We start from the raw sequence: 24,416 nt of genomic DNA, 5'->3' as shown, positions 1-24,416 counted from the left end.
GATACCGCTGGACACAGAGCGTGAGTCGGCGCGGCAACTGCCATGATAATGCGCCGATGGAGCGGGTATTTCACAGTCTAAAAAGCGAATGGATATCGACGGTGGGCTACATGAGCGCTGCGTTGGCTAAACAAGATATCTGTCGTTTCCTGATGAAACGGTACAACTGGCGACGACCGCATCAGTTCAATGAGGGCTTGGCATCTGCCGTTGTCGAGAAAAAACTTAACGCAGTGTCCGGGATCAGTTGATCCGCTACAAAATGACATTGAGCCAATTGATTAAAACCATAGAGGTTTAGATGGATACAAATATAGGATTTCATGACGCAGATAACTCTGTGCTAGATAATTTGGATCTAATACACAAATTCAAGCCTTACAGTGATAGCACTCTGGAAATGATTGCAGAAAGCTATTTGTGGTTTGCATCGCTTCGTAGCCTGAATGATCCGTTCGAAGGGGGTTTAAGTTATAAGTATGATCCAGGGCTAACCCTAGATCAAATATTGTATTCGGAGTTTGCTTTTTGTACTGATGATACAAATATAGATTGTGAGCATACAGCGATACAAGCAGAACTCAAGGAATATCAGAAAAACCCCACTGATTATATAGACAGAAAAAGAGAAGAACACAAAAAAAGTTTTGAGCGCTCAGTTGTAGATAACACAAAGAACTACGGTTATTTCTGCGCTCTAAGTGCTCCTAAGATCGATGAAGTGGCTAATGACATTACTATTAATACTGACCAACAAAGGCTTAATCAGGTTCGTAGGAACCAAGAGGACATAAGCCTTTGGAGTCATTATGGGGATGGCTTGCGAGGTATCAGGATAACCTACGACCCACTAAAACTAAAGCAAATGCAAAATATCAGTACTGCACTTGTTACATATCAGGACCATCCGGAGCCAATCGATGCAATCTATGAAGTTCGCAGACGAAAAGGCTACTGGAAGGAGAGATGGAATCATATACAAAGCCTGACTATGTTCAATACCAAAGCTACATTATGGGCAAATGAGCGTGAAGTGAGAATCAGGACCGGCAGTCAAGGTAAGGTGCGGATAATGCCAGATTCAATTAAGTGTGTTACGTTCGGCGAAAAGATGCCTAAGTATCGAAGGGTATTAATAATAGCCGCAACTATACAACACAACCCTAATGCAACTTTTTATGAAGCTCGAATTAGTAAAGACGAGTTCAAGATCGAATACACCGAATATGAAGTACCACCTTTGGTGTATTCGCCAGTGCAGCCAGCTTCTGAGAATCAAAGAATCTGATTCTTTTTATGCGTTAATAACGTGCAGCATGCCCCTTGATTCAAGCCCATCGCCCGAGCGGAGTAATCCCATGACCGAACAGCCAAAAAGCGTGGACAGTATCGCGGTGCCGCTACTCAAGCAGGACACACGAGCAGGCGTGAGTGGCTACACGCTGGATCTGCTCTCCAAGCTTACCGGCCTTAGCAGGACAGGAGTTATTCACCTGGCCCTGCGACAGATGGCCGACCGGTATTTGCACAAGTACGACATGGACGACGGCCCGCTGAGTGACGCTCAGCACACTGCAATACTCCTCGCCAGCCGCGCCACGAGCATCCCGGCCGATCACTTCACCAAAAGGCTGTTTTAGGTCGCTGAGGGCTGCTAGGGTATAAAAAGATATCAATCACCCAATGCATTCAGCATTGTTAACAAGCGCATACGCGATGACCGATGGAAATTCACCATCGAGCGCAAAAAGATGCTCGACCGCCCATTTTCCATATCATCCGACACCGGGGCTGAAGGCATAGCAGTCTGCGCGCGAATCGAGCAGCAGATGGATGCCGGCCTCATCCCACCAGAAATCCGCGACCGCGCTACGGCGACCACGGACTAGGTGGAAACCATCCTACAGACGGCGCGCCGCTATGAGCTCGCGATGACGGTATCGGACTCTATGTAGTGGTCTACCAGACCGGCCACCTTTTCAGCGAAAATGATCGCTACCTAGAGGTGTTGGATGAGCGGACAACGACGTACCGTTGCCAACCAACGAATCCTGAATTTGATTGAAAGCAGTGTACAGCCCAACGGATGACTACTTGTCCAGAAACCAAAAACCCCCGAAGCGCTGGACGCTCCGGGGGTTTTGACGTATCGAATATGGCGGTGAAGAAGTCCGCCATCGGCTCATCCTATTTCGTCCCAAAACGTCCGAGGAGGCTAGGTAAATCGGGCCTCTCAGCCTATCATACCGTCCGAAGACGTCCCGTAAGATATTGCTGCATCCATCTAGAAATGTGGGAACAAATGGGGGAACGATCCCCCGGCCTGTAGGAGTGTGGGTACAACGTCATGGGTAAACTCAACCCGAAGCAAATCGAAAACCTGACGACCTCGGGGACCTACGAAGATGGCGAAGGTCTCAGAATGGTCGTCAAACCGACCGGGAAGAAATACTGGGTCCTGAGGTACCAACTCGCTGGTAAACGACGGGAAATGGGCCTAGGCGGTTTTCCTACGATCACGCTGAAGAAAGCGCGAGAAGCTGCGGCCGAACATCGGAAAATGCTTAGCCAAGAGATCGATCCGCTGGTCAGCAGGGATGCAGAACGCAAAGCATCGCGACTTGCCGAGGAAGCTCGGCAGGCACGCGCTATCAGCTTCAGAACGGTAGCGGAAGACTATATAGCGGCACATAAAGCGGGATGGAAGAATGCAAAGCACATTCAGCAATGGCTGAATACGCTGACCACCTATGCCTTTCCGGTGATCGGGGATACGCCAACGGAAGAGGTCACAACTGAGCAAATCTTGAGGATCCTTACCCCTATCTGGCACACCAAGCCTGAAACTGCGTCAAGGGTTCGTAACCGAATGGAGATGGTGCTTGATGCAGCGAAGGCAAGACGACTCCGAGACGGCGAAAATCCAGCACGCTGGCGCGGGCATTTGGACAAGCTTCTTCCGCCTCGTTCAAAGGTGAAAGCGGTAGTACATCATCCTGCTTTGCCATGGCGCGAACTGCCAGGCTTCATCAGCCGCATCAAGGATAGGAACGAGCCCAGCTACAGAGCGATGTTGCTGACCATTTTGACGGCTTGCCGAACAAATGAGTGCTTAGCAGCAACGTGGGATGAAATTGATCTGAAGAATGCGGTTTGGAAAATTCCAGCTCATCGCATGAAGGCTGGCAAGGAGCACCGGATTCCCTTGAGTCAGGCGGCATGTGACGTGTTGCGCAGCTTGATAAAGATCAAAGACAACCCTTACGTATTCCCCAGTACCCAGAAAGGGAAGCATCTCTCGAATATGGCTATGCTGATGGGGCTACGGTATCTGGAACGTGGAGACCTCACTATCCATGGATTCCGCTCGACGTTCAGGGACTGGTCAGCGGAGGCGACGAGTTATCCTCGCGAGGTCTGTGAGCAGGCATTGGCGCATAATCGGCAGGACAAGGCGGAAGCGGCGTACTTCAGAACCGATCTTTTTGAGAAGCGTCGTGCAATGATGGAGGAATGGGCGGAATACGGATGTTCGATAAAGGCAGACAAGACGCAGACCTCCGGGCCATAGGCCTAGAGATCTGCTTTCTTTTTTTGTCTTGATCCAAGCCCTTTCGAGAGGTATAGGCTGCCCGACAAGCGGCCGAATCAGTGCAGTCATTAGCGACAAGCTTCTATCGGCCAAAAGCAGACGCTTAAGCGCGCCGTGTGCGAGGGTTGTCGAGGTTGGCAAACCACTCGACCGCGGCCGGAACTTGCGCCAGCGTCTGGAATTCGACCGACGTGAGTCGGAGTTGATCATTCTGCTGGGATTTTGTCAGTTCCTGCATGAGCTTCTCATTGTTGGATCGCCTTCGATCATCTGCCGTGCTTTCAGTCACGAAAGCAACGCCAGATGCTCCCGCTGTTTCCGAAACCGACAAACGGTAATAATTGGTGATAACGTATTTCTTACATTGGTAAGTAACGGCCATAACCGACAATGGTACGCATGCGCCGCCGGGGGACGTGGTGTCAACGAGCTGACGAACAGCCATAATCCTTCACGATTTCTAGCCGATAGCTTCAAGACCAGGCCTCTGGCCATCTTGCAGTGGGAAGTCCTATGCGGCTCAGAAATATAAACCTCGCTCCACGCGCCACCTTGTTTTTTTCGGCCATCATTTTGCTGGTCGTGGTCTTGGGCGTCATCGCCATACTGCAGATGGGCAAGCTTCGCGATACGGAAAAGGATGTCGAACTGAATTGGCTACCCAGTATTCGGCAAACCGCGATGATGAACTCCACCGTCCTTCGCGTCCGGTTGGAGACCCAGCGGGCCGTTGCCGATCCTCAAACCGTTCAGCAGACCATCGTCAAATTTCCTGCCTACCGGAAAGCCATGAAGGATGCGGTCTATAACTATGAGACCCTCATTGCGAGTGACCAGGAGCGACAGTTGTTCTTGGCCGTGAAAAAGTCCTACGACGATTACGCAAGCCAACTGGATCTGCTGGAACCTTTGTTGAAGGCAGGCGACACCGCTTCGATTGTCAAACTCGTCGCTACCGGTATACGTCCCCTCACGAACCAAATGGAAACTCAGGTCGAGGAATTAACACAATTCAATAACAAAGGCGCTGCGCTTGCCGGTGTTCAAGCGACGCAAGTTTATGATTCAGGTCTTTACATCGTCATCGGCCTGATTATCTTCGTCGCGCTCCTGACTCTTTGTTTGGCAACTCTTCTAACCAAAACGATTACGTCGCCCATCGGGAGCGCCCTTAGCGTCGCCGAACGCATTGCCTCAAGCGATCTGACGAAGGAGGTTGAGGTAAGCGGTACCGACGAGGCAGGCAGGCTTTTGAGCGCGTTGGCCACGATGCAGCAGAACCTTCGAAGCACGATCATGCAGATCGCTGACTCCTCATCCCAACTGGCTGCCGCCTCGGAAGAAATGACCGCGGTGACTGAGCAATCCAGCCTTGGCCTGGTGTCGCAGAATGATGAAGTAAATCAGGCTGCAACTGCTGTCACCGAGATGAGCGCTGCAGTGGACGAGGTAGCACGCAATGCCGAATCAGCTTCCGAAGAGTCCAGGAAAGGTCAGGGCTATACGGAGGTTGGTTTGGAGCGTGTATCGCAGACGCTTAAGTCCATCGAAAAGCTGTCGAGCAACGTGCGCGACACCAGCGAGCAGATCACTGGCTTGTCCAATCGTGCACAGAACATTTCCAAAGTGGTTGAGGTGATCAGAGCCATTGCTGAGCAGACCAATCTGCTTGCGCTCAATGCCGCGATCGAGGCCGCTAGGGCGGGTGAACAAGGCCGAGGCTTCGCAGTCGTTGCTGACGAAGTTCGAGCCCTCGCTCACCGCACGCAAGTGTCTACGCAAGAAATTGAGCAGATGATTCAGGCCATTCAGAACGATTCTGACCAGGCCGTGAAGGCGATGGCCACCAGCAGAGAACTGGCTGCAGAATCCCTAAGCGTCGCAGGCGATGCCAGCAGTTCGCTTGACCAGATCGCGACAGCTATTACGGGCATCAACGAGCGTAACATTCTCATCGCCACCGCTTCGGAAGAACAGGCGCACGTCGCCCGGGAAGTCGATCGCAATCTGGTTAGCATTCGCGAGCTGGCCTCCCAAAGTTCTGCAGGTGCAAGCCAGACTGCAAGCGCTTGCAACGAGATGTCGAAGCTTGCGGTTAGTCTGAATCAGCTGGTCAATCGTTTCAAGGTTTAAGGTATTCACGTACGTCAGCGGACTCGTCCGATGTCCTTGGATATCGGACCTAGACTGTCGACTGTGCCTTGGCGATATACCGTCCTCCCTGAGCGTGAGCCTGCAGGGATTGCACAGTCTATTGGCTATTGGGTTGATCGGCTGTTTGTGTTTTGTGGGGTGGGTGACGTTGCGGGCCCGTGAAGATGTCCCGTAGGATCGTTGATCTGAATTGTCTTCCCATGCTGCCATCCATCCGCACCTGGATCTGCTTTGGGGATCTGAATATCGGCTCGTTGAGCTTTGATTGCCGACTTGACGATTCCCAAGCGTTGGTTGCGTTGTTGCTGCATTGCGGGATCAGCCTGGCCGTCAGCTGTGAACCCCATCATCAGTTGTGGAACACCTAGGGGAAGTGTTTTGTCTTGATCGGTGTGCCAGGTGTGCCACGTCTTGCCATGGGTATGAGCCAGTCGCTCCACCCGGTCAGCAATCTGAGTGACTCCACAGCAATTGAGCTTCATGGCCTGAAGATTGGTTGATAACAGATCGGGGATTCGCCACTTGCCTTTAGGCCTCAGTGTGGACTAAACACTATGCCGCCATTGCCGGAGCTGGTGAGGTGATTCAAAGAGACGGAACTTAGGAACTTGGGGATTTTCCGAATAAGGGAACTTCGTCACATTCCGGGAAAGGAATTGCCCATGCCACACTCCGCTCATTATCGAATCGAGTACGTGCACAATGGTGCCGACAAGAGCTTTTACGTCAGCGCGGAAATCATGAGCAATGCTGAGGCCTGGCACTGGGCTGCAGTGGATTCGGGGGTAGCGCAGATCCCGAAATATCGCCGAGACAGGGTCCAGATCGTTAGCAAGCCACTCGCCAAGCGGCACGGTATTGTCCAGGTGCAGTGGTCGCACGCTTAGTAGTCAGCTCAGTCTCGCATGGTGTATCAATGCACCATTAGAGCAAGCTGGCGGGCTTTGACGGCTGCACTGAACAAGAACGAATAGTCATCTGACCCCGTTGGGCCCCTCCAGCACTTGCCTCACCTTCTTAGCCAGATCGATGGGCACGTAAGATTTGGATAACATCAAAATCCCCCCGCATCCGTAGGCTCTAGCGAGTTTTCGGAATAACCAGTTTTCAGCGACACCTTTGGAGTGGGGTAAAAGCGCTTGGCTTCCCGGGCCAGCGTCACGCCTTTCATTCCACCAGGAATTGATCAGGTCGTAAGCGTCTGCCGAACACATCTTGTACCAGCCCGTTTGGTGTAGACGGACGCTCGAAACACCCTGTCGAGGCTATCGCGCTATTCGGTTTCGATGGCAGCTTGCTCCCCCTATGCTCTTGACTCGTCTAGGAGCAGCAACCAGAGCGAACCCCAGCAGCAGGTTCAAAAAGTGACTCAACAATCGTGCAGTCTGGAGTGTTCGAACCTAAGCATGTTGACTCACACATACCTGCCATTGAGAGCAGCTCTACCCGGATTTGCTGAAGCTTTGCTACCTTCGACTCTACTTCCGCTAGGTGCTTCTTGACCACCGAAAGCGCGTCAGCGCACGGACGATCAGCATCTGCTGCGAGCGCGATGAGTTCTCGGATATCTTCGAGCGGGAAACCCAATTCACGATTCTGCCGGATGAAGACGAGTCTTGATCGATGCTTTTCAGTATAGATTCGATGACGCCCAGTCGACCGCAGGGCGGGAGGTAAAAGGCCTATTTTCTCGTAGTAGCGAATCGTTTCAATGTGGCAACCCGTTGATTTCGACAGCGCCCCGATTCCTGACATGCAAACTCCCCAAGCATTTTCTTGAACCTGTAGCAGCTACAGATATTAACCTGTCTTCAGAAAATAATTTCACGCGCTTGAAGGGCATTTTGTGGACAGAGAACAGCTAGAGACTAACCAGATTCCCATTTACTTCGTCGCGGTCATTGTCGCGGCCCTCGGAGGCCTGCTCGCCCCCAATGCGTCTGAAGCATTAGGGTCGACGGTGACACCCACCATCGCAGTGCTGATGTACGCCATGTTTCTACAGATCCCGTTCTTGGATCTCCGTAATGGCCTCGCAAATAAGCGTTTCATGGCGGCGCTGCTCACAGCCAACTTCGTGGCAATCCCCTTGCTGGTTTGGGCATTGACGATGGGGATAACCAATCACCCGGCGATTTTGGTGGGTGCCCTGTTGGTCTTGCTGACGCCTTGTATCGACTATGTGGTGGTTTTTACCCATATCGGTAAAGGCGACTCCAAACTCACTCTGGCGGCCACCCCATTGCTTCTTTTGATGCAGCTTGTACTGCTGCCGGTGTACCTGACCTTCATGCTGGGTAACGACTCAACAGTGGTCATTTCTATAGGCCCATTTGTTGAGGCCTTTGTGATGCTGATCGCTTTGCCTTTGGTCTTAGCGGTAGCAACAGCTGCCGGGGCAAAGAGATCACGCATCGTTGAAAGCTGGAACAACGCATGGGCCTGGATGCCTGTACCGGCTATGGCGGCTGTATTGGTCGTGATGGGTAGGCTGCCCTGGGCGCTAGGCTCAGTTTCACTACACGTCGTGGGCTCGCTGGTAATGACGGCTGCCGGGCTTCTGTCCTATCAAATAATCAACACGCGCTGAGGAGAGGAACATGAAAGCTTTTCTGGTGACCTTCTTTACTCAACAGAATCGTCGCTATCAGGGAAAGATGCTCGGCGACTGGGTCGTTGATTTGGCGAAAGAAATGGGACTGCGGGGTGCGACTCTGTCCACAGGTATCGAAGGCTTTGGGCATACCGGCCGGCTGCATTCCTCGCATTTTTTTGAACTAGCGGATCAGCCTACCGAAATTCGTATGGCCATTACCGAGGACGAATCTGAACAGTTATTCAAGCGATTGGAGCTTGAAGATATCTCGTTGTTTTACATAAAAACCCCAGTTGAGCTGGGCTTCGTCGGAACAGAGGTCACCTAGTTTGGCCCTCTTTCGTAAGCGGTGACTCGAAGACGCCTTCGCTTGCCTCGTACTCCGAAACACGATTTTACATTTTGGACAGACCTAGCTAAGATCGGCGCATTGGAGATGGCATTCCTCCATTAACAAACCGCTGCGCCCGTAGCAGCTGATGATGCCTACAGAAACCTGATCAAACCAGGTCTGTAGGCGTTCGCGCTTAGAATCCCTTCTTTGGTCAGGCCCACTTATTTTTTGTGGCTGGCCAAATGTCTAAATTTCGACGACCTGAACAACTCGACTTACTGCCCTATATAGCGAAATGGCTTGCGCTTGCTGGTCTTGTAGCTCTTTTGGCAGGCTCTGCTTCTGCGTTATTCCTGCTTTCTTTGGATCATGCCACCCAGTGGCGAGAAACCCATCCCTGGGTAATCTGGCTCCTGCCAGTGGCCGGCTTTGCTGTGGGACTTGCATATCACTTGATAGGCAAACCCGTTGATGCCGGAAACAACCTGATCATCGATGAGATCCATGATCCTAAGAAGATCGTGCCTTTGCGCATGGTGCCGATGGTGCTGATCGGAACCGTGGTTTCCCACCTTTTTGGTGCATCTGTGGGACGTGAGGGGACGGCGGTGCAAATGGGCGGTGCCCTTGCCGATCAACTGACGCATGTCTTCCGTCTGCGCCGCGAAGACCGTCGGGTGATTCTCATGGCCGGTATCAGTGCTGGCTTTGCGTCCGTCTTCGGCACCCCTCTTGCCGGGGCTTTATTCGGACTTGAAGTATTGGCCATTGGACGTATGCGTTACGACGCGCTTTTCCCTTGCGTGGTTGCGGCAATCGTTGCTGACCAGGTGGGGCAAGCCTGGGGCGTGGTTCACACGCATTACGTCATTGGCGAAGTGGTTCCGGTGCAGCTGTGGAGCGTCATGGCTGTGGTGGCAGCTGGGATTGTCTTTGGCCTTACCGGCCTGCTATTCGCGACTGCGACCCACAAGCTCGGAGCCTTCGTTAAGCGGCTTATCACCTATTCACCATTAAGACCCTTCGCCGGCGGCCTGCTGATCGCAGTCGCAGTGTGGGCGCTCGGTAGTAACCATTACATCGACGTTGATAAGTACATCGGGCTAGGCATTCCGAGCATCGTCCAATCCTTTCAAATGCCAATGGCCCCTTGGGACTGGCTTGGAAAGATGGTGTTCACCGTTGTCTCCCTGGGGACTGGATTCAAGGGCGGCGAAGTCACACCGCTGTTTTACATCGGTGCCACCTTGGGGAATGCGCTGGCTCCCCTCTTGCACCTTCCCTTCGGCATGCTGGCTGGTATCGGCTTTGTCGCCGTCTTTGCCGGTGCAGCTAATACGCCACTGGCAACCATCGTTATGGCCATGGAGCTCTTCGGGCCCGAAATTGCTCCGCTTGCAGCCATTGCCTGTATCGCAAGTTACCTCGTATCCGGACACACCGGGATCTATCACGCCCAGCGCGTCGGCCACAGCAAGCATCACCGTCCTCTTCCGGAGGAAATCCGGCTCTCTGATATCAAGCAATTTCATGCTCAAAGTGAATCCGCCAGCGAGCGGAAAGTGACTCTTGCGGGGGAAGAGAAATGATTGAACATCACCAAGATCGCCTGACAGCTTTGCAACTCTATTTTCCTGGCGCTAGCCGGGCTCGCGTGACCAGCTTCTGGCACCACCTAAGCGCACCTGCACTAGCCCAGCACCTCCTTAAAGTTGCTCAAAAAGCAAGAATTGAGCAGGTCATGCTCAAGACGATTTCTGCAGGTTATTTGCCAGGCCATCGCATCTCCCATCATCACCCGGAGCTTGGCGATATGCGTCATCCCAGTGTCTGGAATTGCTAGATACAGAGGACAAGCTGCGCGCATACCTGCGCGACCACGCTGACGAGTTACGCAAGGTGCGAGCAGTTCTTCTCTTATGTGAGTTACCGCTCACTGACGCGTCGTAATTCAGTTTGAAAACAGCTCGGAAATGAAGAGGTAAGGCCGACCGAAGCGTCGGTCACTCGCGACATTAGAGGATGTAGCTATGAACGGCTTTCAACTGACGTTTTTCACCGAACAGAGTACCAACTACCAGCACCTTCCACTGGGAGAGTGGTTGGTCGAGTTCGCCAAGCGAGAGGGCGCGTTGGGTGCGACGTTGGTGAGCGGTACAGAGGGGCTAGATCATTTGGGGCATTTGCATACGGCGCATTTCCTCGGCGGTGCCGACCATCCCGTCACGGTGACTATATCCACTGATGAAATTGGGTGCGACAGGTTGCTGGAGGCATTGGCCAAGGAGTCGTTTTCACTGAGCTATATCAAATTGCCCATCGAATACGGTCGAGTGGGCCAGGCGAAAAACTAAAAAACGCACCTTGTTGGACAACCGATAAAAAGGATAAACGCCATGTACCGAGTTTATAACCTACGTCCACAGCCAGCCCCCGCTAACTGGGCTCATGACAACAGGCAGCTCCTCGTAGGACTGGTTTTTTGGTCGCTTTTTCTGGCGGGCATCGCAGACAATCAAAAGATTTCGAGCGAGGGGTGGTACGTCGTCACCCCGCTCGAAGGCGCATTAGTCACGATGCGTATGCCCAGTGAAAAGTCCTGCAAGGCCGACGTAGCCCAGACCTGCGTACCGGGCTACGAGCTGAGAGCACAGCAACATTGAGCGCGATGGCGGTTGGCAATCCAAAGATGAGATCGCGAAATGGAGCTCACCGACGTCGGCTCATCAAAATCATTTTAGAGAATTGGGAGACCACATGAGCGCAGTGACGCTGAGCATCGTATTCGGGCTTGTGATGGGCAGGTTTTTCACAGGATCCGTCTATGAGTTCGCCGCGCTTTTCATCGTAAGCGTTGGAGTGTCCTTGCTGACCTTTCATCTGCTAAATCAAAGGCGCGTCAGGCTACAAGCCCAGACGGCGTATTGCTGCTCTGTAATGGTTGCTTCAAACCAAATGATGGAGCTTTTCCAGATGGCAAAAAGAGGGCAGTTCATGCCCTTGGTGGGAGAGATTCCTGAACTAATTATTGGAGGCTTCTTGGTTCCCGCAATTGCGGTGTCGGCAGTGCAGCTGTTCAGGATACTCATGGAGAGCTGACGTCCGACATAGAGGCCTCTCAACGGATTCAAATGGTTAATGACGCTCCCGAATCGTTACTTGGAGAAGATCAATGAAAACGCAAATCCAGGCCATTCATGCACGTGAAATTCTCGATTCACGCGGTAACCCTACCGTTGAAGTCGACGTCACCTTGGAGTGCGGCGCCATGGGCCGGGCTTCAGTACCGTCCGGTGCCTCTACAGGCGCTCACGAAGCAGTTGAGTTGCGTGACAAAGATACACAGCGGTACTCCGGCAAGGGAGTGTTAAAGGCCGTTAGCAATGTGAATACCGAAATACTTGAGTCTCTGAGGGGCATGAATGCGATTGACCAGGAACAAATTGATCATTTGATGATTAAGCTGGATGGAACCTCTGATAAATCCAGGCTTGGAGGAAACGCGATCTTGGGCGTGAGCCTCGCCGTTGCCAGAGCGGCGGCTTCTGCGCTGAACTTGCCCTTGTTCCAATATCTGGGCGGCGAGCAAGCAGCAAGAATGCCCGTCCCGATGTTCAATATTCTCAATGGCGGTGTTCACGCCAACTGGCAAGGCCCTGACTTTCAGGAATTCATGATTGCACCTACAGGGGCTGGCAGTTTCAAGGAAGCCTTGCGATGGGGCTCCGAGGTGTACCACGAGCTGAAAGCGGTGCTTAAGGACGCCGGCTATTCAACAGCGGTCGGAGATGAGGGCGGCTTTGCGCCGGCACTCAAGAAAAACTCAGACGCCATTGAGCTGATCATCAAGGCAATCGAGAGGGCTGGTTACACCCCTGGATCTCAGATCGAGATCGCTATCGATCCAGCATCCAGCGGCTTCTATGAAAACGGCCTTTACCATCTGCGCTCTGAGGGTCGTAAGGTCGATGCTCAAGAGCTGATTAATCTCTATTCCTCCTGGGTCGACAAGTATCCGATTGCGGTACTGGAAGATGGACTCGCGGAAGACGATTGGTCAGGCTGGAAGCTATTGAATGCAGCTCTGGGTGACCGGATCGAGTTGGTTGGAGATGACCTATTTGTCACCAATGTCGAACGGATTCAGCGAGGCATCACAGAAAACGTCGCCAATGCCGTATTGATCAAACCTAATCAAATCGGAACGCTGACTGAGACCAAAGCCGCCATCGAAATGGCCTATGGGGCAAATTGGGGGGCGATGGTTTCTCATCGTAGCGGGGAGACGGTGGACAGCTCCATCGCTGATCTGACTGTCGCGATGGGGACTGGCCATCTCAAGACAGGAGCTCCATGCCGGGGGGAGCGGGTCGAGAAATACAATCAGTTTCTGCGAATAGAAGAGGATCTTGGCAGCCGTGCGTTTTATGCAGGACATGATGCATTCGTGCGCTGACGGCCTATCGCCGGTAAACCTGTTGGACTGGTTACCGTAAAAAAACGAACCACGTATAGCTGTTGGCAAAAACGTCAGTGGCATTGGCCTTTCCTAGACGCTTGGAGATATGAGCATGAGCTACACGGATATTCCAGCTGGTAACGCGATCCCCGATGACTTCTTCACCGTTATCGAGATTCCTGCAAACCACTCGCCGATCAAGTACGAGGTGGACAAGCCAAGTGGACAGATCTTCGTTGATCGCTTCCTCAGCACGCCGATGTTCTACCCGGCTAACTACGGGTTCATTCCAAATACCTTGAGCGATGACGGCGATCCTTTGGACGTCCTCGTGATTTGCCCTTACCCGGTATCACCTGGCGTTGTCATCCGCAGTCGCCCAGTAGGTGTGATGTACATGACGGACGAAGCTGGTGCGGATGCCAAGGTAATCGCAGTGCCTCATGAAAAACTCAGCTCTATGTACAGCAATGTAAAGGAATGCTCTGACCTCCCTGCGTTACTCCTCGCACAGATTCAGCACTTCTTCGAAAACTACAAAGCGTTAGAGCCGGGTAAGTGGGTGAAAATGGGCCGCTGGGGGAGCGCAGACGAAGCGCGGGAAGATATTCGTAAATCGGTAGCGGCCTATAACCTGAAGAAGGACGCTTCCAAGTAGTGTTACTCAATCAGAAAAGCGCAGAGCAGGAAATTTCTCTTAAGGTAAGAGAAGACTTTTTGCTGCTGCCGAAAACTGCTGAATTGACGCGCTGGGTAATGGCCCAGTCCACGGGCGAAAGAACATTACCGTATTTCGATCCACTGGATGGCGGCGTCTTCGCAAGGGTATTGATCTTGTTGGAATCGCCCGCTCGAACGGTCAGTCTTCCACGGTATGTCTCAAGAGACAATCCGGGGCCTGCACAACGCAACCTGAAAGGTTTCATTGAGCAGGTTGGACTGGCACGTCACAAAACCGTCCTTTGGAATTTGTACCCTTGGTTACCAGATCTCGATAAGCCCAAGGGTCCGCTCCGCAGAGCGCAAATTGAGGAAGGTATCGAGATGCTGATCACGCTACTGACGCTTTTCCCTGATCTCGTCACTATCGTGTTTGCCGGACGTGTTGCCCAGAAAGCCATACCGCGTGTTCGGCTCGCCTTCCCTAATTTTTCATTGCTGGAAATGCCACACCCAAGCCCCCTTTCCGTTTGCACTCACCCGAATGTTAGGCAGCGCATTTTGTCCACACTGCGTCACGCCAAACAGTCGATCAAGTAGCCAAAGGCTCAGGTTTTGCTCGCCTTGCTCAGCGAGTGGATACACGGCGAGACGAACAAGTTGCCGCGATAGGCACCAGCCAGGGTTTTAGCCGCGACGATCATCCACATGACAGTCAGCATCAACACCAGCACCACGCCAAAGAAGCTAAAGAACGTGAGGTGCAGCATAGAGCCCAATTTGAGGGTTGTTACGGCGTACACTCCCAGCGGAAAGGTGAAGCCCCACCAGCCGAGGTTGAAGGGAATGCCCTCCCTGAAGTAGCGCCCGGTAATTAGCAGCGCCAATACCATCCACCACAATCCCAGCCCCCAGAACAGCACACCACCGATCAAGCCAATGCCCTCGGCTACGCCGCCGATGCTTGCCATTCCATGGGCAGCAAAGATTGCTGGAGCATCGTTGCCCAGCAGCAACATCCCCAAAGCCCCGGTACCGATCGGCCCTAAAGACAGCCAGCTCGATGCTGCCATGCTTTCATGAGGTAGTTTGTGCAGAGCCATGCGCAGTAACAGGATCACCAGTATGCTCAAGGCGACGGGCACCGAGTAGGCCCACAGCACGTAGCTGGTGATGAGCATGGTGAACTGTGCGCTCGCATCAGCGAGGTGCGGAGCCAATAGACCGCCACTGGCGGCAGCCACCTCAGCCGCAACTACTGGCAGCAGCCATACCGCTGTCATCTGATCAATGCTGTGCTGCTGGCGAGTAAACATCATATACGGGATCAGCACCCCGCAGGCCAATGCCATGGTGACATCGATCCACCACAACACTTCGGCTAAAGCGACTACCCCACCCCCCCAGCGTGGCAAACCATAAAGGAGAAAACCGTTGATGATGGTCGCCAATCCCATGGGGATAGTTCCAAAAAACATCGATACAGTGGAGTGGCCGAAGATCTGTTTGGCCTCATCGAAGAACAATACCCAACGGCTCGCGTACATCAGCGTAAACAGGCAAAACAGCACGATATTAAAAAACCACAAGGCTTCCCCTAACGCTTTGGGCCACTGCGCAACAAAGGGCAGTTGGCCCAGAGCCAGCGCCAGAATCCCGGTGCCCATCGTGGCGGCGAACCAGTTGGGTGTGAACTGCCGGATCGCTTCTCGTGGATTGGACAAAGCCGCCAGTGGATGGCTGCCGCCCATTATAGCTGCGAGTCGTGTCTCACTCATTTTCGCGCTCCCGCTTCAGTGTGCCTTCGATATGACATGGTTGAAGTATAGCTTGATGGGAATAGCGGTAAAAACGGATAGTATAGGTTTATATGACCTATAAAGAAGGTAGATTACATGAAGCTAAGCCTACGCCAGCTACAAATTTTCTGCGCCGTCGCGCAGCACGGTAGCACCACCAGCGCCGCCATTTCGGTGTCACTGTCCCAATCTGCAACCAGCGCCGCACTGAACGAGTTGGAAAGCGCCTTGGATACCAGGCTGTTCGACCGTGTAGGCAAGCGTTTAGTGCTGAACGATAACGGCCATGCCTTACTGCCTCAAGCCAGAAGGATGCTTGAGAATGCACAACAGATAGAGGCCAGTTTCTTACCCGGCCATGCCGGGCTGAAGACACGCTTGCGGGTAGGATGCAGTACCACGATAGGCAATTATGTTCTGCCATTGATTCTCGGTGAGCTACGTCAATCAACACCACATTTGAGGGTCGATGTCGACATGGCCAACAGCATGGCTATCGCAAGAAGAGTCGCTGATTTCGAGATTGATATGGGCCTGATCGAGGGGCCTTGCCACCTGCCCGAACTCAGTGCCGAGCCTTGGCTAATTGATGAGTTGCTTATTGCCGCAGGCCAACGGCACCCCTTGGCACTAAAGCAGCAGGTCACACTTGATGATCTTCGTACCGCTGAATGGCTACTGCGCGAGCCAGGTTCTGGTACCCGTGAAGAAGTCGAACAATTGCTGCTGCGTCATTTGCACGATCTCGCCGAAACGCGCCAGATCGGCAGTTCAGAGGCCATCAAGCATACCCTCGCACAAGGCATCGGCATCAGTTGCCTGTCCCGCTGGGTCGTTCGGGATCTACTGGCCTCTGAAGTCTTGGTTGAACTGCCGCACGCGTTGCCTGCACTGACCCGACGTTTTTTTCTGATCCGTCACCGGGACAAATACATCTCGCCTGGGCTTGAGCGATTCTGGGAAAAATGCAGTCAATTCGTGAGCCAGGAGTAGCTAGACCTATTTATAAAACAGGTAAGAGCTACCAAAACAAGTTGTTTCCGGAATTTATCAACGACGCATAAAGTCAACTCATTGCCCTGCAGCGATGAACGAGTTGTATATGCCAAGGCGCGACTGGGTGCCTTGCTTACCCTATGAGGAAATTCTGATGAATGTGATAAAGAAAACCGTCACAGCCCTGACGTTGGGTGTTGCGTTGGCCGCATCGATGAGCGCGTGGGCCGCGCAAGATCGCTGGACGTTTGACGGCGATATTCACAACAACTCGCTGGCCGTCAGCCCTGATGAAACGACGGCGGTGGTCTCTTACAGTCAGCGTCCAGATGTAGTGGTTTATGATTTGAAAACCGGTAAGGTTCGCCAGGTTCTCACCGGCTACGTCACGCCGCGAAATATTGTGTTTTCGCCAAATGGCGATGTGTTCTACCTCTCCGACAGCAGTTTGGGGGTCGTGCGCAAGATTGACACCAAGACTTTAAAAGTGATCGCAGATATTCCGTTGGGCGCAGGTGCTTTTGGTACCACACTCAGCAAGGACGGAAGCCTGCTCTACGTCAACAATGAAGCGGCCAGCACGCTGTCGGTCATTGACCTTGATCACCAGCGGCCAGTAGCTGTGGTACCTGGCTTCTCCCAACCGCGCCAGGGCATCCGAGTAAGTCCTGACGGCAAAACCGTCTATGTCACCAACTTTCTTGGGGACAAAATTACCTTGGTCGACAGCAAGACCAATACGATTGAAGGTGAGATCACTGGCTTCAACAAGTTGCGCGCCATCTCCATATCGGCGGACGGCAATACGCTGTACGCGGCTAACAGCGGCAGTAACAGCATCGCAGTTGTCGACACTCAAAAACGCGCCATCACAACCACCGTCATTGTTGGCAAAGACCCCTACGGCGCAGCCCTCACTCCAGACGGGCTGCACGTCTACTCGGGTAACCTCGGTGACAACAGCCTTTCAGTGATCGACACCAAAACGCTGAAAGTGACCACCACTGTGACCGGTTTGAAGGCACCCCGCCAGGCCATTGTCTTCACCAAAGACAAGTCGAAGGCGTATGTCCTCAATGAGGACTTGAGTATCTCCACAGTCGATCTCGCCAGCAACAAGGTGGTGTCGACGCTCAAGGCCGACTGATTGAACAGCGCAGGCCTTCATGGGGGCCTGCTGATACTCCACGACCAAGTGAATAATAATGAGTGAAAATGATGAGTCCTGGATGATGGATCGCCGTCGCTCATTGAGATGAGCCAATGATGCTTGACCGTGAGCGTCGCTTTGCTCAATTGAGGAAGGCACAGGGTCCGGGGGGGGGGAGAGCCCAGCATTCCAGCAAAAAATGATATCGGGACGTTTTTTCTATGGAGTCGAATTAACCTGTTTGTGGCTCGTCTATTGTCTGATCGCTTGCCGTTTCAGAGGCAGGTGGGTCTTCTAAAAATTAAAAATGACCAAAGGAAATACATATGTTCAAAAAGATGATTCTCACCGTCGCTGTTGCCGCCAGCTGCATGTCGGGTTTGGCGCTCGCCGATGCGCCAGTCAAGCTTGCTGAAACGGACAAGGGAAAAGTACTCGTAGACGCAAAAGGTATGACTCTTTATACCTTCGGTAAGGACACCTCGGGCAAGTCGGTCTGCAATGGGCCATGCGCTTCAAACTGGCCACCTCTACCGGTATCCGCAGACGCGAAAGCGGGTCATGATTACTCTGTCATCACTCGAGACGATGGCACAAAACAATGGGCATACAAAGGCATGCCACTTTACAGCTGGGTCAAAGATACCAAGCCAGGGGATACAACCGGTGACGGCGTCAACCAAGTCTGGCACGTTGCCAAGCCGTAACGTCAAATAATTAATAGGCTGGCTTACGCCACTGGCTTTGTCAGTGGCGCAAACCAGAAGAATACACACCTGATATTTTCGCCAACATACAGCCGCCGCGCCTCATAAATCTTTGATGGATCATTTCAACGAAAAATGGGGCCGAGGTACGGTACACCTTGGACGTATTCCCGTAACGCCAGCCTGAGGATTTCGTTTGGCCGGGAGTCTGTGACGATGCGCATGGTGGTTCCATCCAGCCGCTAGTGGACCGATATTCTGAGGCAACGCCAATTAGAACGGTAGGGCATCGTAAATATGCGGGCGAAGGTCTGCTTATGGCCGAAAGCTGCCGTTAATAAGCCGACCAACAGGCGTCGCTTTGTTGGTTGGTGCGCATGGCTTACAACTCAAACAAGGGTATGGTTTTGGGCGTATCAAATCGGCCCGCACAGCGCTACCTTCAGCATCTAACAAACGTACGCTGAGGAGTCGAAACAGTGGAGACTGAACGAGGTGTTGAGGAACGGAACGGTCGATGGTCGATCGTTGCCGGACGTGCTGTATGCACTGGCTGCATGGAAAGCCAAGCGCTGGAAGACTGCGAAAGCCCCTTTCTACATGCCGACACCTGTCCAGCCAGCGATGTGGAAGGTCATCATCCATGGGCAGCGTTGCACCACATCCTTGGCAGTGCGCGTGGGTGAGCTGCCGCTTAGGCCTCGATCACTTCAATTAATACTTCACTTTATAGGTGGGTGAATCCTCCGGCCGGTTCTCCCGCCGATCGTAGATCTTGGTCGTGCTGATGTTGGCATGACCCAGCCAGGCCTGGACCTTGGCGATATCGGCTTCATGCTCCAAGGCGTTGGTGGCTGCCGTTGCTCGGAGTCCATGAACCCCAAGGCCGTCGACCTCAATCCCGGCCTTTTTCGCGTAGGCCGTGACGACGGCATAGATGCCGTTTGCCGTGATACCGGCGCCGGTCAATTTACCTCGCAGCGGCATGAACAGTGGCACCTTCCGTTCGGCCAGATGATGCTCTGAGTTTTCCAGGTACTGATGAATACGCCCGGCTGCGATCGGGTGCAACGGGAGGTATCGCACCTTGCCGCCCTTGCCGTGAACCTTCAGATGCTGAATACCGCGGCGCTCCTGAATGTCGCTCACCTGCAGCAGCGCCGCTTCTTCACGGCGCAGTCCGTGATAGAGAAGAACAGCCAATAGCGCCCGGTCGCGCTGCCCTTTAAGTGTTGTTTCATCCGGCGCCTCGAGCAGCGCCTTCGCCTGGTGGTCACCCAACGCCGGCGTCTTGCCTTCATTGCTTTCTATCCTGGGACGTTTTACCCCATGCACTGGATTGCCGCCGGCGATCGCATTGTTCTCCAGGAGGTGATCAAAGAGGCTGGCCAGCGCGGCCAATTTGCGCCGGATCGTGGCTCCGGCCAAACCGCGATGCTCGAGGTGGGCTCGCCAGGCTAAAACATGCGATCGGGTCACGACCCGAAATTCATCGGCCGAAGCCAAGCCGATAAAACTACAGAAGTCTTCCAGGTCGTTTTGGTAAGCACGTCGTGTTCGAGGGTTGTCCAGGTTGGCAAACCACTCGACCGCGGCTGGAACCTTGGCCAGCGTCTGAAATTCGACCGCCGTGAGCCGACGCTGATCATTCGTATGGTTTTTCGTCAGTTCCTGCATATCGTTCTCATCATTGGCTATCCTGCAATCGCTCTCAAAGCTTTCGGTCACAAAATCATCGCTATATCAGTCCGCCGTTGCTAAAACCGATAAACGGCAATAAGTGGTGATAACGTATTTCTTACACTGATTAAGCAGCGAGCGATGCATAGTGCGTTGATTCAACCCTGTCCAAATACCATGTGGGATGACGTTGGGGTACTGGTGCAAACGCTTGAGCAGTCCAAAATCTCATTGATGCAAGGTAAGCTGCAAATCACTCAGTTTATAGGATGGCCGCACATGAAATTCATAAGCCTTACTGACGCTGGACGGCGCACTGTCGCGGCCATGGCACTAGCTGTAGCGTCAGTGGCGCAAGCCGCTCCTGCGCATGTGATCGACGTGTACCGGGACCCCAATTGCGGATGCTGTTCCAAGTGGATTGCTTACCTGCGGGACAATGGCTTCACGGTTAATGACCATCTGGAAGAAAACATGAGCCCGGTGAAGGCCAAGCTGGGTGTGCCTGAGAAATTGATGTCGTGTCACACCGGTGTGGTGAACGGCAAGTTCATCGAGGGGCATGTCCCGGTCCAACAGATCGCTGAGCTTGAACGCCGGACCGACCTGATCGGCGTGGCGGCACCTGGCATGCCAATGGGCTCACCGGGCATGGAAACAGGGCATAAAAGCGCCTATCAGGTCATCGGACTGAAAAAGACCGGCGAGCAGGAGGTGGTGGCTGACTACCCGGCGCAGTGACAACCGGTTTCATGTTCGCCAAGCCTGGTATGGCCTGGCTTAGCGGTGCCCAGGCTGTCAGGCCGGCATGTCAGGTTCGTGGGGCAGGCGATCGCATGAAGGTGAGGATGAAGGTCGTTCGGCCCTCGTGGGATGTACACGAGATAGTGCCGCCATGCGCTTGCATCAAGGACCGGGCAATCGCTAGCCCCAGCCCCGCATTCCCGGCGCCTTCGCGCCGCGCCGGATCCACCCGGTAGAACCGGTCAAAGATGCGGTCTAGGTGCTGCGGTACTATTTCAGGGCCAGGATTTTCCAATCGAAGCTCTACCCTTCCTCCGTGATCGTGGATGCTGACCTTGATCGTCTCTCCGGACGACGTATAGCGCAGGGCATTGGACAGCAGGTTCGACACGACACGGTCGATCATCACGCTGTCCGCGAAGATCGAGGCGTTGCCTGATGCTTGTAGCTGAATCCCCTTGTCCTCGGCCAGAAATTCGTAATAGCCGAACAGCTTGCTGATGACTGTTCTCAGATCCAGTTCAACAGCCTCAGGCACAATTAGCCCGTTGTCGGACTTGGCCAGGAACAGCATGCCGTCGATGATTCCCGAAAGACGGTTGAGCTCTTCCAGGTTGGAGCTCAAGTTCTCTTCGTACACCTCGGGCGCACGCTTTTTGGCCAGGATCACCTCGGTGTGGGTGCGCAGGTTGCTGATCGGGGTGCGAAGCTCATGCGCGATGTCAGCGGAGAAATTCGATAGGCGCATGAAGGAATCATCCAGGCGACCGAGCATGGAATTGAACGCGGTGATGAGCGCGCGCAACTCATCCGGCACTGGCTCCAAGGGTATGCGTTCCTTTAGCGAGCCCGCGGACATCGAGGCGGCGGTCTGGGTCACCCTGGCTACCGGGCGTAGCCCGTTCTTGGCGACCAGCCACCCCAGGGCCGCGCTTAACACGGTACTAGCCAATAGGACGCCCCAGAACCAGCGTTCAAGCATGGCAAAGAAGTGCATATGCGTGGTGACGTCCAGGACAAGCCACGCGGTCAGCGGCGGGCTGGCAGTGGGCAACGATACCGAGGCGGTCAGGGCCCTGAACATGCGGCCTTCTTTTTCCCACTCCCAGACGCCATCGCGCTGGGTGGCCTGCGCGAGCGACGGCACCGCTGATTGGGGAGGTTCTGCAAAAAAAGGCGTTCCATCGGTCTTCAGAAATACAGCACTGAGATCGGGATGTGCCCCCAGGAGGGTGTGCCAGCGCGCCTTGAGCAGTTCCGGGTTTGCGCCTGATTCCTTGGCAATCTGGGTAATCGCTTCCAGCTTTTCTCCCAGCGCCTGCGCATCCAGGGCGCGAAAGTGGTGACGGCTCAGCTCGTTGAAGGCAACCCCTACAATGATTAGGACGGCGGCGACCGCGACCACAAACAGAAGGCTCAAGCGCAGGGTGAGTGAGCCAGGCTTCATCCTTCGTCCTGCGCCTCTAGCATGTAACCCATTCCCCGGCAGGTATGCAGCAGTTTTACCTCGAAGTCATCGTCAATCTTGGCCCTCAACCGTCGTATCGCCACCTCGATAACATTTGTGTCGCTATCAAAATTCATGTCCCAGACCTGGGAGGCGATCAGCGATTTGGACAGCACTTCACCCTGCCGGCGCATCAGCAGTTCCAGCAGTGCAAACTCTTTGGCCGTAAGCTCGATTCGCTTGCCGCCCCGAGTCGCCCGACGCTTGAGCAAATCCACCTGAAGGTCTCCGATTTGCAGGCTCGTTTGAACCTGCAGGCTGCTGCTGCCGCGCCGTAACAGCGTTCGCACCCGTGCCAGCAGTTCTGAAAAGGCAAACGGCTTGACCAGATAATCATCGGCGCCCAGCTCCAGGCCCTTGACCCGGTCGTCTACCCCGTCCCGTGCGGTCAGAAACAGCACCGGTACGGACTGGCCAGCGGTGCGAAGGCATCTGATGACTTCCCAGCCATCAAGGCCTGGCATCATCACGTCGAGAATCAACAGGTCATAGGCTTCATTGAGCGCCTGGTCAACGGCATCTGTGCCTGTGACCACGCGGTCCACGTTGAAGCCGGCCTCCCGCAGGCCTTGCTGCAGATAGATTCCAGTTTTAGGTTCGTCTTCGGCTACCAGCAGTTTCATGTTCGACCCTCCACGGCACCGGCCCAGTGTGACGGTAAAACAGGGTCAGGCACACTCACATCCCCGCTTCCATCTCAGGGGACAGTGTGCCAAGCCAGGCAATCAGGCCCAACACCAAGACGGCGGCGCCCAGTTCCAGGGCCATGCTGTAGCGGATCGAGCGGGCCGCTCGCGCGTACTCGCCCCGGTGGACCGCCCGTTCAAACGCCGGGCTCAGGACAAAGCGGTTAGCTGAGGCCAATCCGACCATAAGGCCAAACAGTGCCAGCTTGCCCAGCAGCAACACCCCGTAGGTGCTTTCCACCACACCACTGACCTGGGGGCCGACGATGAACAGATAGTTCACCACGCCCGAGAGGACGATCAACGCCACGATCACCGCGCCGGCCCGTTCGAAACCGCTGAGCGTGCGCGACAGCACCTGGACTGACTGTAGGGTTTCGACCTTGTTGGGCCGCAGCATCAGTGCAAACGCCACCAGCGCGCCGAACCAGCCGCCCGAGGACCACAGATGAAGGATGTCCGCGCTGAAGTGCCAAAAGCGCCGGGAGCCTTCGTCCATGGCCCCGTGGCCCGTCCAGGCCAAGGTCGCCAGGGCCACGCCTCCCAGCAGCGAAACCATCAGCAGGCTTGCCATGGGCACCCGAAGGTTGAAGGCGATGGTCACAGCAGCCCCCACCAGTGCGGCCATGCGGATGAGCCAGGCAGTGCCAAGCTCCGTCTGCGTCACCATCATCTCGGCGTGAGGCACAGCCTCTAGCCATTCAGACGCACCGCTCATGGCTTTGGCCATGAGCACAATGGAGACAACCGACAACAACAGGCCGATCAAAGCGGTCGCGCTCAGAAGGGGCCTGAAAGGCAATACAGCGCCCGAACGGCGTTCTGCGCCGCGTAGGCTGTAAAGGCCAAAGAGGGCCAGCCCGAACAGCATCATCAAATCGGTATACAGCGCGAAACGAACTGCGATGCTGAGCGGATCTTCCATGTTTACTTGACCTTAAACGTCACGCTACCGGTAATCGGGTGGGTATCGGAAGACACTGCCCGCCAATCGACCTTGTAGGTGCCTGCCGTCAGAGGTGAGGCCGGGGTAATCACCATGGTCTTGGGGTCACCCCCGCCCGATACCGCGGCTTTGACTGCCATCGGTGAGTGTTCCATGCCTGGCATCGCCGTCATGACCAGCTTCGCGCCGGAAAATTGGGTAACCAGGTTTTCGGAGAAATGCAGCTCGATCTTGGCAGGGGCCGCGCCTTCACTACCTTCAGCCGGAGTCGAAGACACCAGCTTGGGGTGGGCTTGGGCCAATGCGCTGACCAGCATCCCAGCGGCAAAGAGCGTGACGAAACTTGTGCGGTTCAACAACATGCGAACTCCTTACAGCCCAAAAAGGCCGTTCGTGGGGGATCAGA

24 protein-coding genes, 7 pseudogenes and 1 riboswitch are annotated in these 24,416 nt (G+C 54.2%); of the genes and pseudogenes, 21 read left to right on the top strand and 10 right to left on the bottom strand.

All coding sequences use genetic code 11. The annotated features are described in order from the left end of the window. Positions 1–2 precede the first annotated feature (2 nt). The 4 genes and pseudogenes from IFT75_RS01915 to IFT75_RS01900 form a co-directional block, all read left to right on the top strand. Positions 3–251: pseudogene (locus IFT75_RS01915) on the top strand (integrase core domain-containing protein); the annotation flags it as partial. Between the two features lie 50 nt (positions 252–301). Further along, the gene (locus IFT75_RS01910) at positions 302–1,288 is read left to right on the top strand and encodes a DUF2971 domain-containing protein (RefSeq protein WP_192052987.1); all 987 of its coding nucleotides are present in this window, start codon (positions 302–304) and stop codon (positions 1,286–1,288) included. 70 nt (positions 1,289–1,358) lie between these two features. Then, on the top strand, positions 1,359–1,640 hold the full coding sequence (locus tag IFT75_RS01905; protein ID WP_122476287.1) for a hypothetical protein: 282 nt from the start codon (positions 1,359–1,361) through the stop codon (positions 1,638–1,640). 707 nt (positions 1,641–2,347) lie between these two features. Further along, the gene (locus IFT75_RS01900; protein WP_122743636.1) at positions 2,348–3,571 is read left to right on the top strand and encodes a tyrosine-type recombinase/integrase; all 1,224 of its coding nucleotides are present in this window, start codon (positions 2,348–2,350) and stop codon (positions 3,569–3,571) included. Positions 3,572–3,698: 127 nt separating this feature from the next. Here IFT75_RS01900 and IFT75_RS01895 read toward each other — a convergent pair. Continuing rightward, positions 3,699–3,830: pseudogene (locus tag IFT75_RS01895) on the bottom strand (tyrosine-type recombinase/integrase); the annotation flags it as partial. 275 nt (positions 3,831–4,105) lie between these two features. Here IFT75_RS01895 and IFT75_RS21565 point away from each other — a divergent pair. After that, a pseudogene (locus tag IFT75_RS21565) lies at positions 4,106–4,867 on the top strand (MCP four helix bundle domain-containing protein); the annotation flags it as partial. After that, a complete protein-coding gene (locus IFT75_RS21560) occupies positions 4,862–5,725 on the top strand; it encodes a methyl-accepting chemotaxis protein (RefSeq protein ID WP_407316741.1) in 864 nt (287 codons plus the stop codon). The pseudogene IFT75_RS21565 and the gene IFT75_RS21560, both read left to right, overlap by 6 nt. A 125-nt stretch (positions 5,726–5,850) precedes the next feature. On the opposite strand, the pseudogene IFT75_RS01885 reads toward IFT75_RS21560, so the two are convergent. Continuing rightward, positions 5,851–6,186: pseudogene (locus tag IFT75_RS01885) on the bottom strand (DUF1264 domain-containing protein); the annotation flags it as partial. A gap of 222 nt (positions 6,187–6,408) precedes the next feature. Between IFT75_RS01885 and IFT75_RS01880 the strand changes: the two are divergent. Then, on the top strand, positions 6,409–6,633 hold the full coding sequence (locus IFT75_RS01880) for a DUF6555 family protein (RefSeq protein ID WP_003425025.1): 225 nt from the start codon (positions 6,409–6,411) through the stop codon (positions 6,631–6,633). A gap of 87 nt (positions 6,634–6,720) precedes the next feature. Here the strand turns inward: IFT75_RS01880 and IFT75_RS21365 are convergent. Beyond that, positions 6,721–6,929, bottom strand: a pseudogene (locus IFT75_RS21365) (hybrid sensor histidine kinase/response regulator); the annotation flags it as partial. Positions 6,930–7,066: 137 nt separating this feature from the next. Then, positions 7,067–7,501, bottom strand: a complete 435-nt coding sequence (locus IFT75_RS01875; RefSeq protein WP_003425026.1) for a MerR family transcriptional regulator — start codon at positions 7,499–7,501, stop codon at positions 7,067–7,069. A gap of 91 nt (positions 7,502–7,592) precedes the next feature. Between IFT75_RS01875 and IFT75_RS01870 the strand changes: the two are divergent. The 10 genes and pseudogenes from IFT75_RS01870 to IFT75_RS01825 all read left to right on the top strand — a co-directional run. Then, a pseudogene (locus IFT75_RS01870) lies at positions 7,593–8,231 on the top strand (arsenic resistance protein); the annotation flags it as partial. Positions 8,232–8,346: 115 nt separating this feature from the next. Beyond that, a complete protein-coding gene (locus IFT75_RS01865) occupies positions 8,347–8,670 on the top strand; it encodes a DUF190 domain-containing protein (protein ID WP_003425054.1) in 324 nt (107 codons plus the stop codon). A 95-nt stretch (positions 8,671–8,765) separates the two neighbouring features. Then, positions 8,766–8,838: riboswitch (Fluoride riboswitch) on the top strand. Between the two features lie 80 nt (positions 8,839–8,918). After that, positions 8,919–10,265, top strand: coding sequence for a voltage-gated chloride channel family protein (locus IFT75_RS01860; protein WP_011267047.1), 1,347 nt, complete (start codon positions 8,919–8,921; stop codon positions 10,263–10,265). Then, positions 10,262–10,626, top strand: a pseudogene (locus tag IFT75_RS01855) (hypothetical protein). Before IFT75_RS01860 ends, IFT75_RS01855 begins: the two are co-directional and overlap by 4 nt. Before the next feature lie 80 nt (positions 10,627–10,706). After that, complete coding sequence (locus IFT75_RS01850) at positions 10,707–11,030, top strand: DUF190 domain-containing protein (RefSeq protein WP_003425060.1); 324 nt, start codon at positions 10,707–10,709, stop codon at positions 11,028–11,030. Positions 11,031–11,072: 42 nt separating this feature from the next. Then, positions 11,073–11,339 carry a hypothetical protein gene (locus tag IFT75_RS01845; protein WP_003317536.1) on the top strand — a complete coding sequence of 89 codons (267 nt, stop codon included), beginning with the start codon at positions 11,073–11,075 and terminating at the stop codon, positions 11,337–11,339. 94 nt (positions 11,340–11,433) lie between these two features. Next, the gene (locus IFT75_RS01840) at positions 11,434–11,775 is read left to right on the top strand and encodes a hypothetical protein (protein WP_003317535.1); all 342 of its coding nucleotides are present in this window, start codon (positions 11,434–11,436) and stop codon (positions 11,773–11,775) included. Positions 11,776–11,848: 73 nt separating this feature from the next. Further along, complete coding sequence (eno, locus tag IFT75_RS01835; RefSeq protein ID WP_003317534.1) at positions 11,849–13,132, top strand: phosphopyruvate hydratase; 1,284 nt, start codon at positions 11,849–11,851, stop codon at positions 13,130–13,132. A 115-nt stretch (positions 13,133–13,247) separates the two neighbouring features. Continuing rightward, positions 13,248–13,793 carry an inorganic diphosphatase gene (ppa, locus tag IFT75_RS01830; RefSeq protein WP_192052985.1) on the top strand — a complete coding sequence of 182 codons (546 nt, stop codon included), beginning with the start codon at positions 13,248–13,250 and terminating at the stop codon, positions 13,791–13,793. Then, positions 13,793–14,395 carry a uracil-DNA glycosylase gene (locus IFT75_RS01825; protein WP_003317532.1) on the top strand — a complete coding sequence of 201 codons (603 nt, stop codon included), beginning with the start codon at positions 13,793–13,795 and terminating at the stop codon, positions 14,393–14,395. Before ppa ends, IFT75_RS01825 begins: the two co-directional genes overlap by 1 nt. A gap of 8 nt (positions 14,396–14,403) precedes the next feature. On the opposite strand, the gene IFT75_RS01820 is transcribed toward IFT75_RS01825, so the two are convergent. Next, positions 14,404–15,573, bottom strand: a complete 1,170-nt coding sequence (locus IFT75_RS01820) for a TDT family transporter (protein WP_010428856.1) — start codon at positions 15,571–15,573, stop codon at positions 14,404–14,406. Between the two features lie 117 nt (positions 15,574–15,690). On the opposite strand from IFT75_RS01820, the gene IFT75_RS01815 reads away from it, so the two are divergent. The 3 genes from IFT75_RS01815 (at position 15,691) to IFT75_RS01805 (ending at position 18,447) form a co-directional block, all read left to right on the top strand. Then, the gene (locus IFT75_RS01815) at positions 15,691–16,587 is read left to right on the top strand and encodes a LysR family transcriptional regulator (RefSeq protein ID WP_003317531.1); all 897 of its coding nucleotides are present in this window, start codon (positions 15,691–15,693) and stop codon (positions 16,585–16,587) included. Between the two features lie 157 nt (positions 16,588–16,744). Further along, entirely contained in the window at positions 16,745–17,737 is a 993-nt protein-coding gene (locus IFT75_RS01810) for a beta-propeller fold lactonase family protein (protein WP_192052983.1), read from the top strand. A 329-nt stretch (positions 17,738–18,066) separates the two neighbouring features. Further along, positions 18,067–18,447, top strand: coding sequence for a COG4315 family predicted lipoprotein (locus tag IFT75_RS01805; protein WP_003317528.1), 381 nt, complete (start codon positions 18,067–18,069; stop codon positions 18,445–18,447). Positions 18,448–19,161: 714 nt separating this feature from the next. Here the strand turns inward: IFT75_RS01805 and IFT75_RS01800 are convergent. Continuing rightward, entirely contained in the window at positions 19,162–20,124 is a 963-nt protein-coding gene (locus IFT75_RS01800) for a tyrosine-type recombinase/integrase (protein ID WP_003425065.1), read from the bottom strand. A gap of 282 nt (positions 20,125–20,406) precedes the next feature. Here IFT75_RS01800 and IFT75_RS01795 point away from each other — a divergent pair, with 282 nt between their 5' ends. Beyond that, positions 20,407–20,868, top strand: coding sequence for a DUF411 domain-containing protein (locus IFT75_RS01795; RefSeq protein ID WP_029240727.1), 462 nt, complete (start codon positions 20,407–20,409; stop codon positions 20,866–20,868). 70 nt (positions 20,869–20,938) lie between these two features. Here IFT75_RS01795 and IFT75_RS01790 read toward each other — a convergent pair whose 3' ends face one another. Genes IFT75_RS01790 through copC form a run of 4 tightly spaced genes read right to left on the bottom strand, consistent with a single transcriptional unit; the run spans position 20,939 to position 24,372 of the window. Beyond that, positions 20,939–22,318 carry a heavy metal sensor histidine kinase gene (locus tag IFT75_RS01790; protein WP_017709556.1) on the bottom strand — a complete coding sequence of 460 codons (1,380 nt, stop codon included), beginning with the start codon at positions 22,316–22,318 and terminating at the stop codon, positions 20,939–20,941. After that, positions 22,315–23,001 carry a heavy metal response regulator transcription factor gene (locus IFT75_RS01785; protein WP_122455167.1) on the bottom strand — a complete coding sequence of 229 codons (687 nt, stop codon included), beginning with the start codon at positions 22,999–23,001 and terminating at the stop codon, positions 22,315–22,317. Before IFT75_RS01785 ends, IFT75_RS01790 begins: the two co-directional genes overlap by 4 nt. A 55-nt stretch (positions 23,002–23,056) precedes the next feature. Beyond that, on the bottom strand, positions 23,057–23,989 hold the full coding sequence (gene copD / locus IFT75_RS01780) for a copper homeostasis membrane protein CopD (RefSeq protein WP_003317556.1): 933 nt from the start codon (positions 23,987–23,989) through the stop codon (positions 23,057–23,059). Between the two features lie 2 nt (positions 23,990–23,991). After that, the gene (copC, locus tag IFT75_RS01775) at positions 23,992–24,372 is read right to left on the bottom strand and encodes a copper resistance system chaperone CopC (RefSeq protein ID WP_003317555.1); all 381 of its coding nucleotides are present in this window, start codon (positions 24,370–24,372) and stop codon (positions 23,992–23,994) included. Between the last annotated feature and the right edge of the window lie 44 nt (positions 24,373–24,416).

Source organism: Pseudomonas sp. CFBP 8758 (assembly GCF_014841725.1).
Classification (GTDB): Bacteria; Pseudomonadota; Gammaproteobacteria; order Pseudomonadales; family Pseudomonadaceae; genus Aquipseudomonas; species Aquipseudomonas baltica.
The sequence above is the reverse complement of the archived record's forward strand: the minus strand, read 5'-3'. Positions and strand labels throughout refer to the sequence as shown.

Excerpts from the sequence above, each read along its gene's own strand:
- IFT75_RS01810 (WP_192052983.1), top strand. The coding sequence starts at position 16,745 with ATGAATGTGATAAAGAAAACCGTCACAGCCCTGACGTTGGGTGTTGCG.
- IFT75_RS01820 (WP_010428856.1), bottom strand. The coding sequence starts at position 15,573 with ATGAGTGAGACACGACTCGCAGCTATAATGGGCGGCAGCCATCCACTG.
- IFT75_RS01865 (WP_003425054.1), top strand. The coding sequence starts at position 8,347 with ATGAAAGCTTTTCTGGTGACCTTCTTTACTCAACAGAATCGTCGCTAT.
- IFT75_RS01845 (WP_003317536.1), top strand. The coding sequence starts at position 11,073 with ATGTACCGAGTTTATAACCTACGTCCACAGCCAGCCCCCGCTAACTGG.
- copC (WP_003317555.1), bottom strand. The coding sequence starts at position 24,372 with ATGTTGTTGAACCGCACAAGTTTCGTCACGCTCTTTGCCGCTGGGATG.
- IFT75_RS01880 (WP_003425025.1), top strand. The coding sequence starts at position 6,409 with ATGCCACACTCCGCTCATTATCGAATCGAGTACGTGCACAATGGTGCC.
- IFT75_RS01850 (WP_003425060.1), top strand. The coding sequence starts at position 10,707 with ATGAACGGCTTTCAACTGACGTTTTTCACCGAACAGAGTACCAACTAC.
- IFT75_RS01905 (WP_122476287.1), top strand. The coding sequence starts at position 1,359 with ATGACCGAACAGCCAAAAAGCGTGGACAGTATCGCGGTGCCGCTACTC.
- IFT75_RS01900 (WP_122743636.1), top strand. The coding sequence starts at position 2,348 with ATGGGTAAACTCAACCCGAAGCAAATCGAAAACCTGACGACCTCGGGG.
- IFT75_RS01910 (WP_192052987.1), top strand. The coding sequence starts at position 302 with ATGGATACAAATATAGGATTTCATGACGCAGATAACTCTGTGCTAGAT.
- IFT75_RS01860 (WP_011267047.1), top strand. The coding sequence starts at position 8,919 with ATGTCTAAATTTCGACGACCTGAACAACTCGACTTACTGCCCTATATA.
- IFT75_RS21560 (WP_407316741.1), top strand. The coding sequence starts at position 4,862 with ATGCAGCAGAACCTTCGAAGCACGATCATGCAGATCGCTGACTCCTCA.
- IFT75_RS01800 (WP_003425065.1), bottom strand. The coding sequence starts at position 20,124 with ATGCAGGAACTGACGAAAAACCATACGAATGATCAGCGTCGGCTCACG.
- eno (WP_003317534.1), top strand. The coding sequence starts at position 11,849 with ATGAAAACGCAAATCCAGGCCATTCATGCACGTGAAATTCTCGATTCA.
- IFT75_RS01840 (WP_003317535.1), top strand. The coding sequence starts at position 11,434 with ATGAGCGCAGTGACGCTGAGCATCGTATTCGGGCTTGTGATGGGCAGG.
- IFT75_RS01815 (WP_003317531.1), top strand. The coding sequence starts at position 15,691 with ATGAAGCTAAGCCTACGCCAGCTACAAATTTTCTGCGCCGTCGCGCAG.
- IFT75_RS01785 (WP_122455167.1), bottom strand. The coding sequence starts at position 23,001 with ATGAAACTGCTGGTAGCCGAAGACGAACCTAAAACTGGAATCTATCTG.
- IFT75_RS01805 (WP_003317528.1), top strand. The coding sequence starts at position 18,067 with ATGTTCAAAAAGATGATTCTCACCGTCGCTGTTGCCGCCAGCTGCATG.
- copD (WP_003317556.1), bottom strand. The coding sequence starts at position 23,989 with ATGGAAGATCCGCTCAGCATCGCAGTTCGTTTCGCGCTGTATACCGAT.
- IFT75_RS01875 (WP_003425026.1), bottom strand. The coding sequence starts at position 7,501 with ATGTCAGGAATCGGGGCGCTGTCGAAATCAACGGGTTGCCACATTGAA.
- IFT75_RS01795 (WP_029240727.1), top strand. The coding sequence starts at position 20,407 with ATGAAATTCATAAGCCTTACTGACGCTGGACGGCGCACTGTCGCGGCC.
- ppa (WP_192052985.1), top strand. The coding sequence starts at position 13,248 with ATGAGCTACACGGATATTCCAGCTGGTAACGCGATCCCCGATGACTTC.
- IFT75_RS01790 (WP_017709556.1), bottom strand. The coding sequence starts at position 22,318 with ATGAAGCCTGGCTCACTCACCCTGCGCTTGAGCCTTCTGTTTGTGGTC.